The organism is Streptomyces glaucosporus (genome assembly GCF_039533345.1).
Taxonomy (GTDB): domain Bacteria; phylum Actinomycetota; class Actinomycetes; order Streptomycetales; family Streptomycetaceae; genus Streptomyces; species Streptomyces glaucosporus.
In genome coordinates this window covers 21,558-34,722 of record NZ_BAAATJ010000019.1, presented here as the reverse complement: position 1 = coordinate 34,722, position 13,165 = coordinate 21,558, and the positions used below count along the sequence as shown (strand labels likewise).

Here is a 13,165-nt window from a genome sequence, read left to right as displayed (position 1 = left end):
ACCGTCAGCCGAAGAGGATCATGGAGCCCTGCGCCAGGCTCCGGGTGGCCGCGGCGTGCAGGCCCAGCCAGACGTGGCGCTCCCGCGCGAAGGGACCGCCGTCGTACGCGACCGGGGCCGCGGGCTCCTCCAGTTCCGTGGGGCGGCCCGGCGGCGCCGGGGCGGGCGGCGGGTTGCGGGGGTCGATGCCCAGGTGGGGGGCCACCGCCTCCAGTTCGCGCAGCAGTCCGTGGCTGGACCCCAACGGGCCTCCCCCGGCGAGGAGTTCGTCGTCGGAGAGCGGGTGGGCGAAGTCCACCGGGATGTACGCGCCCGCGTGGTCGTAGTGCCAGACCAGGTGCGACTGCTGGGCGGTGGGGGCGAACATCTCCAGCAACCGCTCGTACTCGCCGCCGAGTTCGTCGGCCGGGGTGACTTCCAGGCCGCAGAGCTGGAGCAGGTGGGCGCGGCGCAGGAAGTGCAGCGCCTCGTAGTCGAAGCCCGCGACGGGGGCCACCTCGCCCGAGAGCCCGGGCATGTAGTCGTAGACGGGGACGGGCGGCAGGCCGGCGGCGATCAGTGCCTTGTCGTACGCCGCGAGTTCTTCGGCGAAGGGGTTTTCGGGGCTGTGGCAGAGCACGTCGACGAGTGGCACCAGCCAGAGGTCACAGGCCAAGGATCGCTCCCATGCGGCGGTCGGCGGGGCGGTCGGCGCGGCGGCGGCTCGGTGGCCGGCGCACCGGCCGGGACAGCGGTCGGAACAGCGGTCGGAACAGGGTAGTGCGGTTCAGCCGAGCTTTTCGACGAGCAGGAGGGAGTGCTCGTCGTACGCGGCGACGATGCGCTCGGCCGCGGCGGCGTCCCGGCGCTCCACCGCGTCGACCAGCTCGCCGTAGTCCGCCCACAGCGAGCCGCGCAGGCCGGGCTGTTCGCGCAGGTACGGCACGGCGAAGACCCAGCACTGCACCCGCAGCCGGTCGAGGAACTCGGAGACGTAGGGGTTGCCCACCAGGTCGCCCAGCTCCCGCCAGAAGCGCAGGTCGTAGCCGATGAGCACGTCCAGGTCGCCCGCGAGCACGGCCCGCTCGGCGGATTCGGCCCGGCGGCGCACGGAGGCGAGCCGTTCGTCCCCGGGCTCGGGCGGCGTCAGGGAGGCGGGCCGCCGGAAGACGCCTTCGGTGACCAGGGCGCGCGCCTCCACCATGGCGCGGTAGTCGTCGCGGGTGAACACGTGGACGCGGAAGCCGCGGTGCTGCTCCACGTCCAGCAGGCCCTGCGCGGACAGGTCGACGAGCGCCTCGCGGACGGGCGTCGCGGAGACCCCGTACTGCTCGGCGATCTCCTTGACGGTGAAGCCCTTCCCCGCCGGAAGCCGTCCGGCGAGCACCTCGTCGCGCAGCGCGTCCGCGATCTGCGCCCGCAGCGTGCTGCGCTGTATCACGGGCGGCTCCTCACGGTCCCGGACGGCCGGGTGCCGGCGCCGTCGTCCATCCGCACCCCCAATCTCTCAGGGAGCCAAGACTAGCCCCCAACTATTGACAGCATTCTGTCCACATGACAGGATTTTGTCATAGCCGACCGGGCCACCGCCCCGAGGAGGAACCGTGGAACGCAAGACCGTGCACATCGCCGTCTACGACACGTTCGCCGACTGGGAGATCCCCTACGCGACCACCGCCCTGACCGGCGCCGGCTACCAGACCGTGTACGTCGGCGAGAGCGGCGAACCGGTGATCTCCATGGGCGGGATGCGGGTGACGCCCACCCTGTCCGTCGCCGACCTCCGCCCCGAGGACAGCGCGCTGCTGATCCTGCCGGGGGCGGACGCCTGGGAGAAGGTCCTCCCGCCCTTCGCCGCCGCGGCCCGCCGCTTCCTCGGCGCGGGAGTGCCCGTCGCGGCGATCTGCGGGGCGGTGACGGGACTGGCCAGGGAGGGCCTGCTCGACGACCGGCCCCACACGGGCGCGGCGGCCGAGGTGCTCGCCGCGACCGGCTACCGGGGCGGCGAGCACTACCGCGAGGCCGACGCCGTGACCGACGGCGACCTGATCACCGCCGGCCCCACCGAACCGGTCGCGTTCGCCCGCGAGATCCTCACCCGCCTGGACGTCCACCCGCCCGAGGTGCGCGACGCCTGGTTCCGGCTGTTCCGGCACTCCGACGCCACCGCGTACCCGGTGCTGGCGGCCCATGACGAGAGCGCCGGGGACCAGGTGGCCGGGGCCCACGGGGCGCACCCCGGAGGCGGAGCGGCGTGAGCGCTCCGGAACTGCTGTCGGACACGGCGCTGGCCGTCTTCCGGCTCAACGGCCGGTTCCTGGCCGCCGCCGAACGGCTGGCCCGGCCCGCCGGGCTGACCGCCGCCTGGTGGCAGGTGCTCGGCTCGGTGCTGCGCGAGCCGCTGCCGGTGGCCGGGATAGCCCGCGCCATGGGCGTCACCCGGCAGAGCGTGCAGCGGGTGGCCGACCTGCTGGTCGAGCGCGGCCTCGCGGTGTACGAGCCCAACCCCGCGCACCGCCGGGCCAAACTGCTCGCCCCCACCGAGGAGGGGCGCGCCGCGGTCGGACGGATCGCTCCGGGCCACGCGGAGTTCGCCGCCCGGCTGAGCGAGGCGCTGGGCGGCGAGGAGGACTTCGCCGCGGTGCACGACGCGCTGGAGCGGCTGTCGAAGGCCCTGGACGCGGTGGAACCGCCGGCCGCGTGAACGCGGGCCGCGGGGGCCGGACGCGGGCCGGGGCGCCGCGGGCCGCGGACGTCCTCCACGCGGCGAGGGCCGCGCCGTCGGGTACGGCGCGGCCCTCGTGTGTCGCGCGGAGGGCCCGGCCGGCTTCCGCCGGCCGGGGTCCGGATCAGAGGAACGAGTTGATCTGGATGGTCTCGTCCCGGCCCGGTCCGACGCCGATGGCGGAGATCGGCGCGCCCGACATCTCCTCCAGCGCCTTGACGTAGGCCTGCGCGTTCTTCGGCAGGTCCTCGAAGGTCTTGGCCCCGGAGATGTCCTCCGACCAGCCCGGCAGCATCTCGTAGATCGGCTTGGCGTGGTGGAAGTCGCTCTGGTTGTAGGGGAGTTCCTCGACCCGGCGGCCGTCGATCTCGTAGGCGACGCACACCGGGATCCGCTCCCAGCCGGTGAGGACGTCCAGCTTGGTGAGGAAGAAGTCGGTGAGCCCGTTGACACGGGTGGCGTACCGGGCGATCACCGCGTCGAACCAGCCGCAGCGCCGGTCCCGGCCCGTGGTCACACCGCGCTCGCCGCCGATCCGGCGCAGCTTCTCCCCGTCCTCGTCGAACAGCTCGGTGGGGAAGGGGCCGGCGCCCACCCGCGTGGTGTACGCCTTGAGGATGCCGATCACCCGGTTGATCCTCGTCGGGCCGACGCCCGAACCGGTGCAGGCGCCGCCCGCGGTCGGGTTGGAGGAGGTCACGAACGGGTAGGTGCCGTGGTCCACGTCGAGCAGCGTGCCCTGGCCCCCCTCGAAGAGGACGACCTTGCCCTCGTCGAGGGCGTTGTTGAGGACCAGCGTGGTGTCGCAGACGTAGTCCCCGATCTGCTCCGCGTAGCCGAGCAGCTCCTCGACGACCTGGTCGGCCAGGATGGCACGGCGGTTGTAGAGCTTGGCGAGGACCTGGTTCTTCTGGTCGAGCGCCGCCTCGACCTTCTGCCGAAGGATCGATTCGTCGAACAGGTCCTGGACGCGGATGCCCACCCGGTTGATCTTGTCCGCGTAGGTCGGGCCGATGCCGCGGCCCGTGGTGCCGATCTTCCGCTTGCCCAGGAAGCGCTCGGTCACCTTGTCCATGGTCGTGTGGTACGGCGTGATCAGGTGCGCGTTGCCGCTGATCAGCAGCTTGGAGGTGTCGACACCCCGCTCGGCGAGCCCGCTCAGTTCGGAGAGCAGGACCGCCGGGTCCACGACGACGCCGTTGCCGATGACCGGAGTGCACTCCGGGGAGAGGATGCCGGAGGGGAGAAGGTGCAGCGCGTATTTCTGGTCACCGACGACGACGGTGTGGCCGGCGTTGTTGCCGCCCTGGTAGCGCACCACGTAGTCCACCGAGCCACCGAGCAGGTCGGTGGCCTTTCCCTTGCCCTCATCACCCCACTGAGCGCCGAGCAGCACAAGTGCGGGCACAGGCGTACACCCCTTCCCGTCGGGGCATGTCCAACGTGCGTGTCGGCCACGCGCTGTCCAAGAACCGTCGGACCGGTGCCCCGAATCGACGAAGCCCCTGGCGCAACAGCGACAGGGGCTCTTGCACCGAGAGATTACCGGACTCCTCCGACGGGAGGCGAACGCGACGGCCCCGGACGCGCCCCGCCCCTCCGCCTCCGAACGACCCCCCGCCGCCCTCTCCCCGGAAAACCCCGCCCGATCACCGTCGATATCCAGCCATTCGCCGTCGGCTCCCGCCGCGGACCCCTGAGGAAGGACCGAACCGAGGTGCCGGTTCCGCATCCGCTGCTCGTGCTCATCGACCCCCTCGCCCGTCGTACGGACGGGGAGTCCGTACGGATAGCCCGGGACGTGCTGCGCGCCGGGGCGCCCGGGGTGAAGGTGTCCCTGCCGGACAGCCCCGAGGAGGCCGCGCGCGTCCTGGCGCACCGGGGCCGCAGGCGCCCGGTGGTCGTCGGCGACGACCGGGCGCTGCTGCGCACGGTGCGGCTGCTGCACATGGAGCGCGAACTGCCGGACTGCGCGCTGTCGGTGGTCCCGGTGGGGCGGCCGAAGTCGGTCGCGCTGGCGGGGTCGCTGGGGGTGCCGCTGGACGCGGTCCGGGCGGCGCGCGCGGTGCTCGACGGGGTGGAGCGGCGGTTCGACCTGCTGGTGGACGACAGCGGCGGGGTGGTGCTGGGGGGCCTGCGCATTCCGCCGGTGTCCCAGGGGGCGGAGCGCGGCCCGCTGGACCGCTGCCGCTCCCTGGTCCGCGCCCTGGCCCGGCCCGCGCCGGGCCCGCAGGCGCCGCGGCTGCGGGTGGAGGCGGACGGGGTGCTGCTGGCCGACCTCGACCGCCCGGTGGAGGGGGTCTCCGTGGCGCCCGGCGGCGGCTTCGCGGACGTGGTGGTCCGGCAGCGGGCGGTGCCCGATCCGGTGCGGGCACGGGCCCGGACGGTCACCGTCTCCGGGACGCACTTCCGCTACCGCGCCGACGCGGTGGTCTCCGGCCCGGTCCACACCCGCACCTGGACGGCACACCCCTCGGCCCTGCGCCTGACCGTCCCGGCCGACCCGTCCGTCCCGCCGCAGCGGCCCGCCTCGGCCGCGTCCTGAGAGGGCGGCCGGTCAGGCGGGCCCGGAGCCGTCGCGGCCGCCGGCGGCGCGGAGCGCGTCGCGGTGGGCGTACCAGCGCTTCACCATCGCGGAGAGCTCGCCGCGCATGAAGTCGAAGAACTCCGCCGTCTCGGCGAGCCTCCGGCCCGCCGGGGTGTCGGGGCCGACGGCCCTGATCCCGCGCTCGAAGGTGGCGACCCAGCGGGCCAGCCGCACGTCGCGGTCGGCGACCGCCTCGTACCAGGTGTCCGCGTGCACGCGGTAGCGCTCGCGGCGCGAGCCGGGTTCCCGTTCGCGGGTGATCAGATGCGTCTGGGAGAGGTAGCGGACGGCTCCGGAGACCGCGGCCGGGCTGATTTGGAGCCGTTCGGAGAGCTCGGCGGAGTTGAGCGCGCCGGAGTCGTCCGCCAGCAGGCAGGCGAAGACGCGCGAGGCCATGCGCTGCATGCCCGCGTTGGTCAGTTCCGCGGCGAAGCGCTCGACGAACTCCGCGACCTCCGGGGTGTAGGGCTTCGCGCCCTTCCCGTCCGCTTCTTCCGGCCTGTTCGGCTGCTCGTTCACCACCACATGACCATCCTCCCAGGTCGTGGAGGCCTGCCACATCGGCCGTTTCGTAACTTCACAAATTTCTGAAAGAAGCGTAGCGTCCTGGGCATGACCAAAGCGACCACGGCCGTCTCGGTGTCCGGTCTCGTGAAGACCTTCGGCCGGACCCGCGCGCTGAACGGCCTCGACCTGCGGGTCGAGACCGGTGAGGTACACGGATTCCTCGGCCCCAACGGGGCGGGGAAGTCCACCACCATCCGCGTCCTCCTCGGACTGCTGCGCCCGGACGGCGGCACCGCCCGCCTCCTGGGCGGCGACCCCTGGCACGACGCCGTCGAACTCCACCGGCGCCTGGCGTACGTGCCCGGCGACGTCAGCCTGTGGCGCAACCTCTCCGGCGGCGAGGTCATCGACCTCTACGGACGGCTGCGCGGCGGACTCGACCGCAGGCGCCGCGACGAACTGCTGGAGCGCTTCGAACTGGACCCGACCAAGAAGGGCCGCACCTACTCCAAGGGCAACCGCCAGAAGGTCGCCCTGGTCGCCGCCCTCGCCTCCGACGCCGAACTGCTCATCCTGGACGAGCCGACCTCCGGCCTCGACCCGCTCATGGAGGGCGTCTTCCGGGACTGCGTCGCCGAGGAGCGCGACCGCGGACGGACCGTGCTGCTCTCCAGCCACATCCTCAGCGAGGTCGAGGCGCTGTGCGACCGGGTGAGCATCATCCGCAGGGGCGTCACCGTCGAGAGCGGCTCCCTCGCCGACCTGCGACACCTGACCCGCACCTCCGTCAGCGCCGAACTGGCGGGCGAACCCGACGGCCTCGACGGGCTCCCCGGCGTGCACGACCTGTCCGTCCAGGGCAGGCGGGTACGGCTCCAGGTCGACACCGACAAGCTGGACGGCGTGCTGCGCCGGCTCGGCGAGGCCGGCGTCCGCAGCCTGACCAGCACCCCGCCCACCCTGGAGGAGCTGTTCCTGCGGCACTACCGGGACGAGACGGCCGCCGGCACCGCCGAGGACGAGAGGGTCGTGGCATCGTGACCGCCGTCGCGCACCCCGCGCCCGCCGCCTTCCCCCGAGGCGTCCGCCGCGACCTGACCGGCACCGGAACGCTGCTGCGGCTCGCGCTGCGCCGCGACCGCGTGCTGATCCCGGTGTGGGCGGTCCTGCTCGCCGTCCTCGCCGCGCAGAGCGCCGCCGCCGTCGCCGAGTTCTACCCCACCGCCGCCGAACGCGCCCAACTGGCCGCGTCCTCGAACGCCAACAGCTCGATCCGCGCCCTGTACGGCCCGGTCCTCGGCCACTCCCTCGGCGCGGTCTCCGTCTGGGAGCTGCTCACCATGGGCAGCGTGCTCACCGCCATCGTGAGCATGGTCGTCGTGGTGCGGCACACCCGCGAGGAGGAGGAGACCGGCCGCCAGGAGATGCTCTCCTCCGCGGTGGTCGGCCGGCGGGCCCCGCTCACCGCCGCGCTGCTGGCCGCCGCGACCGCCGACGCGGCCATCGCCGTCCTGATCGCCCTCGGACTGACCGGCGCCGGGCTGCCCGCCACCGGTTCACTGGCCACGGGGCTCGCGGTCGGCGGCACGGGACTCGTCTTCGCCTCGGTCGCAGCCCTGGCCGCCCAGCTCACCGAGAGCGCCCGGCTCGCCAAGGGGATGACCGGCGCCGTGCTCGGCGCCGCGTTCGTCCTCCGCGCGGCCGGCGACTCCGGGACGGCGGACGGCTCCTCCGCGCTCGCCTGGCTCTCCCCGCTGGGCTGGACGCGCAACGTCCGGCCGTTCGCCGACGAGCGCCCCTGGGTCCTGCTGCTGATGCCCGCCCTGGCCCTGGCGGTGACGGCCGCGGCGTACGGGCTGTCCGGGCGGCGCGACATCGGCGCCGGCCTCCTCGCCACCCGCCCCGGCCCGGCCGAGGGCCGCATCGCCGGCCCGTACGGGCTGGCCTGGCGGCTCCAGCGCGGCTCACTGCTGGGCTGGGGCATCGGCTTCGCGCTGGCGGGCCTGGCCTTCGGCGGCATGGCCGACGGCGCGGACGACCTGCTCGGCGGCAACGAGCAGAGCCGCCGGCTCATCGAGCGGATGGGCGGCGCGGAGGGCATGACCGACGCCTTCCTCGCCGCTCTGGCCGGGCTGTTCGGCATGGTCGCCGCGGTCTACGCGGCGAGCGCGGTGCTGCGGATGCGCGGCGAGGAGACCTCCGGGCGCGCCGAGCCCGTCCTGGCCGGGGCACTGCCGCGGCTGCGCTGGGCGGCCGGCCACCTGCTCGTCGCCCACGCCGGATCGGCCGCGCTGCTCGCCGCCGCCGGCCTGGGCATGGGCGTGGGCTACGGGACGGTCGCCGGCGAAGCGGACGCGGTGTGGCGGGTGGCCGCGGCGACCCTGGCGCAGACGCCCGCGGTGTGGCTGCTCGCCGGGGCGGCGGTGCTGCTCTTCGGCGCCCTCCCCAGGCTGAGCGCGGCGGCGTGGGGACTGGTCACCGGCGTGCTCGTCGTCGGCTGGATCGGCCCGACGCTGGAGCTGCCCCAATGGGTCATGAACCTCACCCCGTTCACCCACCTCCCCAAACTGCCGGGCGGTGAGGCGACCGCGGCCCCGTACCTGTGGCTGCTGCTGCTCGCGGCCGGGCTGACGGCGGCCGGACTCGCCGCGTTCCGCCGCCGCGACATCGGCTGACGGGCCGCGGCCGGCGGACCGGCCTCCCCGGCCGGCCCGCCGGCCTCCGCGTCCCGTCTGTCCCGTCTGTCCCGTCAGTCGCGCCGGGCGACGTGGTACTCCTGCAGGGCGGTGAGACGGGTGACCACCAGCACCGCCAGGATCGTGGCGGGAAGGGCCGGGATGGCCTGGAGGAACCACAGGGCGGCGAAGCCCGCCTGGTCGTCGATGGTGGGCTCGTCGTACCAGGAGTGCCCGGAGATCAGCCCGGTGGTGACCATGGTGATCAGCCACAGCGCCCACCAGCCGTTGAGCAGCCCGCGGTTGCCGCTCAGGCGGTGGCCGTAGGGGCCGACCCGGGTCGCCGCGGGGTCGCTGTTGTCGCACACGTCGTTGACGATCTGCTTGGGCATGAAGAGCGACACGACCGGCACCAGCCAGCAGAGGACCGCCCACACCCGGTGGAAGCGGATGCGGCCCGGGGCGATGGCCTCCGCGTTGGCCCTCACCCGCCAGAACCAGACCAGCCACAGCACGGCCGTCACCGACAGCAGGAGCGTCCTGAGGACCGCCATCAGGTCGGTCTTCGTCTCCAGCCACCCGTAGTCGACGGCGAAGTAGGACACCCTCCCCTCGGACAGGTCGTTCAGCTCGCCGAAGATCTGCAGCCGGACCACCACGTCGCACACCGCGAAGGCCAGCATCACGAACAGCGCCAGGCAGAGCAGCCTGGACAGCTTGCGGACGGACCGCACCGTCTCCGCCCCGGCCTGCCCCGTCCCGGCCGCCGCATAGGGGGCCGTCACCGGGGGCGGGGGCGTGGAGTGCCACGACTGCCCCTGCTGTCCCGGCTGCGCGTACGGGCCGGTGACGGGCGCGGTCGGATACGCGTGGAGGGGCGGGGCGGCCTGCGGGGCCGCCACCGGCCCGGTGAAGGGCGCGCCGAAGGCCGCGGGCGGCGGGGCGGAGGGAAGGTCCTGGAGCGGCGCCGTGGGCGGATGCGTTCCGACGGACGCGACGACGGGCTCCTCGCTGTCGAGGAGCTGGACGGCATGGCGGCCGAGCTGGGCCAGCACCTCGCCGGGCAGCCACGTCCCGCCCCGGGGCGCGCGCTCCCGGATCCGGTCCGCCAGCTCGTCCAGCGAGGGCCGGGCGGCCGGGTCCTTGGCCAGGCAGCTCCCCACCAGATCCCGCAGCGGCCCCCGCAGACCGCTCAGATCCGGCTCCTCCTGCGCGATGCGGAACAGCAGCGCGTGGAAACCGCTGTCGGCCGTCCCGAACGGCGTCCGGCCCGTCGCGGCGTAGGCGAGCACCGACCCCAGGCAGAAGACGTCGCCGGCCGGGCCCACCCGCTCGCCCCGCACCTGCTCGGGCGACATGAACCCCGGCGAACCGATCACCGCGCCGGTCTGCGTCAGCCCGCTGTCGGCGAACGGATCCAGCGCCCGCGCGATGCCGAAGTCGATCACCTTCGGCCCGTCGATCGTCACCAGCACGTTCGACGGCTTCAGGTCACGGTGCACCAGCCCCGCGCCGTGAATCGCCCGCAGCGCCTCCACCAGCCCGGCGGCCAGCGCGAACACCGAGTCCTCCGGCAGCGGGCCGTAGTCCTCGTCCACCACCGTCTGGAGGGACGGGCCGGCGATGTACCCGGTGGCCACCCACGGCGTCCCGGCCTCGGTGTCGGCGTCCAGCACCGGCGCCGTCCACTCGCCACCCACCCGCCGGGCCGCGGCCACCTCCTTGGCGAACCGCTCCCGGAAGGCCGGCTGCCGCGCCAGCTCCTCCTGGACGACCTTCACCGCCACCGTACGGCCGCGCTCGGAACGCGCCAGGTACACCCGGCCCATCCCGCCCGCGCCCAGTCGGCCCAGCAACCGGTACGCCCCGATCCGGCGCGGATCCCCGTCCCCCAGTGGCTCCATCGCGCGGCTCCTCCCCGTTCACCTCGTGTGTCGAGGATAGAGGCGCGCACGGACGCCATCGGCGGCGGCAACCAATCCGTGACCGCCCCGCGCCGGCCGGAGCGGCGGGTCAGCCGCCCGGGACGACGAGCCCCGACTCGTACGCGAAGACGGCCGCCTGGGTGCGGTCCCGCAGCCCCAGCTTCACCAGCACCCGGCTGACGTGGGTCTTCACCGTGGACTCGGCGACGACGAGCCGGTCGGCGATCTCACCGTTGGACAGTCCCTGCGCGACCAGCGCCAGGACCTGCGTCTCCCGCTCGGTCAGATCCCCGATGCGCTCCCTCAGCGGGGCGCGCGGCCCGGCGGACGAGGCCAGCCGGGAGAACTCCGCGATCAGCCGGCGGGTGACCGTCGGCGCGAGCAGCGCCTCACCGCCCGCCACCGTCCTGACGCCGTCGGCGAGCTGGCGTGCGGAGGCGTCCTTCAGGAGGAAGCCGCTCGCCCCCGCGCGCAGCGCCTGGTAGACGTACTCGTCCAGGTCGTAGGTGGTCAGGATCAGCACCCGGGCCCCGGCTCCGGAGGCGCAGATCTCCCGGGTGGCCTCCAGCCCGTTGAGCCGGGGCATCCGGATGTCCATCAGCACGACGTCCGGGGCGAGTCCGGCGACCTTATCCACGGCCTCGCACCCGTTCACGGCCTCTCCGACGACCTCGATGTCCGGCTGGGCGTTCAGCAGGACGGAGAAGCCCTCGCGGACCATCATCTGGTCGTCGGCGATCAGGACCCGGATCACGCCGCGTCCTCCGCCACCGGCTCCGCCGGGAGGAACGCCTCCACCACGAAGCCGCCGTCCTCGGTCTCCTCGGCGGTCAGCTCTCCGCCGAGCATCGCCACCCGCTCCCGCATCCCCAGCAGCCCGTGCCCGGCACCCGGGGACGCCTTCACCAGCCCCTTGGGCGGGCCGTTGACGATCCGCAGGCCCAGCCCGACCGGCACATGACCCAGCTCGACGCGGGCGCTCGCGCCGGGCGCGTGCCGCAGGGCGTTGCTCAGCGCCTCCTGCACGATGCGGTACGCGGACAGCTCCACACCCTGCGGCAGCGTCCGCACCCTGCCGGTGGTCACCGACTCCACGTCCAGCCCGGCGCGGCGCACGTTGGCCAGCAGGTCGTCGAGGTCGGCGAGGGTGGGCTGCGGGGCCTCCGGACCCCAGCCGTCCAGGCCGGCGGGGAGGTCGGCGCGGACGACGCCCAGGACGCGGCGGAGCTCGGTCAGGGCCGTCACCGCGTTCTCCCGGATGGTGGCCAGGGCCGCCACCAGCTCCTCCGGCGGGTCCTGCACCCGGTAGGGGGCCGCCTCCGCCTGGATCGCGACCACCGACATGTGGTGGGCGACCACGTCGTGCAGCTCACGGGCGATCGTGGTGCGCTCCTCCAGCAGCGTGCGCCGGGAGCGCTCCTCCTCCACCACCGCCACCTGCTCGACGACCTGCCGCCGCGACTCGCGCCAGCCGCGCACGGCCAGCAGCAGGGTGAGCGCGATCCCGGAGACGTACGCCATGTCGGCGACGCCCGATTCCTGCCCGTGCGCATTCAGGTCGAGGAACCCGCTGACCACCACGGTCAGCAGCCACAGGCAGGCCGCGACCCGGGGCCGGAAGCGGGCGGCGACGACCAGCATCACCACCAGGTACGAGACGAACGCGGACCCCGTCCAGGGCCAGGAGCCCCCGGAGTTCTCGTACGTCAGCGCCATCACGGGCACCCCGGCCAGCGACAGCCAGAAGGCGGCGACCGGCCGGAAGATCAGTACGACCAGCGGCGCCCCGAGGAGCAGCGCGCGGACGAAGGCCGCGTCACCGTCGTAGGAGATGTCAATCTCGGCGGACATCAGCAGCAGCGCCAGGGCCCCGAGGGCCAGGTGCGGCAGCCAGCGGACGCGGTCGCGCACAGCCGCGGACAGCCGGCGCAGCAAGGGGCCGTCCACCGGCAGCGGGGGGAGCGGCCGGAGAGCGAAGACCCCGGTCAGCAGGTCCTCGCGCAGGCCGCGCAGGGTGTCGCGGACCATCCGCAGCTCGGTGCGCGGTCCGGCGGCGGGGGTGGCCCGCGGGATCGTCTTCGTCGTCTCGGTCACGGGGAAGACCCTAGGGACCGCGGGCGCCCCGGTCGTCCCCCCGCGGTCGCATCCTTCCGGATCCGTCTCAGGTAGGACACGACGGGGGGTGCCCGTGCTACGGCGGGATGCCGGGGTGCGGGTGGGGTGCCGGGTGGGGGCGGGGCCGGTCCGGGGCGGGTACTCCGGACGGCATGATTTACGGCCGTTGCCGTGTCACGTTTCGGTGCCCGCTCATCGGCCGCAAATCACGCTTGAGTGTCCGGAGCACCCGCCCCTCCCCGTCCCCTCCCGCCGTCGCCGAGCGCACCAGCACCGTGCCCACCGCCACCCGCACATGAGGGCGACCCTCCACGGTCACCTCCGGCCGGACCCGACCCGGGCGAGACACCCCTCCCCGTCCCCTCCCGCCGTCGCCGAACGCACCAGCACTGTGCCCACCGCCACCCGCACGGGGACGACCGTGCACCAGACGCACGGCCGACCCCGCGGCACCCCGGCAACCCACGGGCGAGGACGACCGTCCACGATCACCTCCGGCCGGACCCGACCCGGGCGAGACACCCCTCCACCACTCCCGTCCCCCGGGCGGCCCATCCGCGGGGTCCGTCGGCCCCGCCCCCGCCATGGGGACAACGATCCGAGCCTGCCCGGCCCCGGGCCCAAGGCGTGCCGAACGACGGCGACGACGAGG

Annotated in this window: 12 protein-coding genes; 5 read left to right on the top strand and 7 right to left on the bottom strand. The window is 74.2% G+C overall.

Translation table 11 applies throughout. The features are described 5' to 3' along the window. Positions 1-4 precede the first annotated feature (4 nt). Both ABD358_RS19410 and ABD358_RS19405 read right to left on the bottom strand, forming a co-directional pair. Positions 5-655 (bottom strand): hypothetical protein, encoded by a 651-nt coding sequence (locus ABD358_RS19410; protein WP_344632351.1) that lies wholly within the window; start codon positions 653-655, stop codon positions 5-7. Positions 656-766: 111 nt separating this feature from the next. Beyond that, a complete protein-coding gene (locus tag ABD358_RS19405) occupies positions 767-1,420 on the bottom strand; it encodes a GntR family transcriptional regulator (RefSeq protein WP_344632350.1) in 654 nt (217 codons plus the stop codon). A gap of 163 nt (positions 1,421-1,583) precedes the next feature. Here ABD358_RS19405 and ABD358_RS19400 point away from each other — a divergent pair, with 163 nt between their 5' ends. Next, positions 1,584-2,237: a DJ-1/PfpI family protein gene (locus ABD358_RS19400; protein WP_344632349.1), complete on the top strand. Its 654-nt coding sequence runs from the start codon at positions 1,584-1,586 to the stop codon at positions 2,235-2,237. Beyond that, entirely contained in the window at positions 2,234-2,683 is a 450-nt protein-coding gene (locus ABD358_RS19395) for a MarR family winged helix-turn-helix transcriptional regulator (RefSeq protein WP_344632348.1), read from the top strand. Before ABD358_RS19400 ends, ABD358_RS19395 begins: the two co-directional genes overlap by 4 nt. A 145-nt stretch (positions 2,684-2,828) precedes the next feature. On the opposite strand, the gene ABD358_RS19390 is transcribed toward ABD358_RS19395, so the two are convergent. Beyond that, positions 2,829-4,112 carry an adenylosuccinate synthase gene (locus ABD358_RS19390; protein ID WP_344632347.1) on the bottom strand — a complete coding sequence of 428 codons (1,284 nt, stop codon included), beginning with the start codon at positions 4,110-4,112 and terminating at the stop codon, positions 2,829-2,831. A 309-nt stretch (positions 4,113-4,421) separates the two neighbouring features. Here ABD358_RS19390 and ABD358_RS19385 point away from each other — a divergent pair, with 309 nt between their 5' ends. Continuing rightward, positions 4,422-5,249, top strand: coding sequence for a diacylglycerol kinase family protein (locus ABD358_RS19385; protein ID WP_344632346.1), 828 nt, complete (start codon positions 4,422-4,424; stop codon positions 5,247-5,249). A 12-nt stretch (positions 5,250-5,261) separates the two neighbouring features. Here ABD358_RS19385 and ABD358_RS19380 read toward each other — a convergent pair whose 3' ends face one another. Next, positions 5,262-5,852, bottom strand: coding sequence for a GbsR/MarR family transcriptional regulator (locus ABD358_RS19380; protein ID WP_344632345.1), 591 nt, complete (start codon positions 5,850-5,852; stop codon positions 5,262-5,264). A gap of 51 nt (positions 5,853-5,903) precedes the next feature. On the opposite strand from ABD358_RS19380, the gene ABD358_RS19375 reads away from it, so the two are divergent. Together ABD358_RS19375 and ABD358_RS19370 are read left to right on the top strand one after the other, a co-directional pair. Then, complete coding sequence (locus ABD358_RS19375; protein ID WP_344632344.1) at positions 5,904-6,839, top strand: ABC transporter ATP-binding protein; 936 nt, start codon at positions 5,904-5,906, stop codon at positions 6,837-6,839. Further along, positions 6,836-8,473 (top strand): ABC transporter permease, encoded by a 1,638-nt coding sequence (locus ABD358_RS19370; RefSeq protein ID WP_344632343.1) that lies wholly within the window; start codon positions 6,836-6,838, stop codon positions 8,471-8,473. Before ABD358_RS19375 ends, ABD358_RS19370 begins: the two co-directional genes overlap by 4 nt. Before the next feature lie 74 nt (positions 8,474-8,547). Here ABD358_RS19370 and ABD358_RS19365 read toward each other — a convergent pair whose 3' ends face one another. The 3 genes from ABD358_RS19365 to ABD358_RS19355 form a co-directional block, all read right to left on the bottom strand. Beyond that, positions 8,548-10,377 carry a protein kinase domain-containing protein gene (locus ABD358_RS19365; RefSeq protein WP_344632342.1) on the bottom strand — a complete coding sequence of 610 codons (1,830 nt, stop codon included), beginning with the start codon at positions 10,375-10,377 and terminating at the stop codon, positions 8,548-8,550. Positions 10,378-10,486: 109 nt separating this feature from the next. After that, positions 10,487-11,152: a response regulator gene (locus ABD358_RS19360; RefSeq protein WP_344632341.1), complete on the bottom strand. Its 666-nt coding sequence runs from the start codon at positions 11,150-11,152 to the stop codon at positions 10,487-10,489. After that, positions 11,149-12,492: a sensor histidine kinase gene (locus ABD358_RS19355; RefSeq protein WP_344632340.1), complete on the bottom strand. Its 1,344-nt coding sequence runs from the start codon at positions 12,490-12,492 to the stop codon at positions 11,149-11,151. The genes ABD358_RS19360 and ABD358_RS19355 overlap by 4 nt, the downstream gene beginning before the upstream one ends. Positions 12,493-13,165 lie beyond the last annotated feature (673 nt).

Bases quoted from the DNA above. Each gene is read 5' to 3' on its own strand.
- ABD358_RS19380 (WP_344632345.1), bottom strand. From the start codon at position 5,852: ATGTGGCAGGCCTCCACGACCTGGGAGGATGGTCATGTGGTGGTGAAC.
- ABD358_RS19375 (WP_344632344.1), top strand. From the start codon at position 5,904: ATGACCAAAGCGACCACGGCCGTCTCGGTGTCCGGTCTCGTGAAGACC.
- ABD358_RS19365 (WP_344632342.1), bottom strand. From the start codon at position 10,377: ATGGAGCCACTGGGGGACGGGGATCCGCGCCGGATCGGGGCGTACCGG.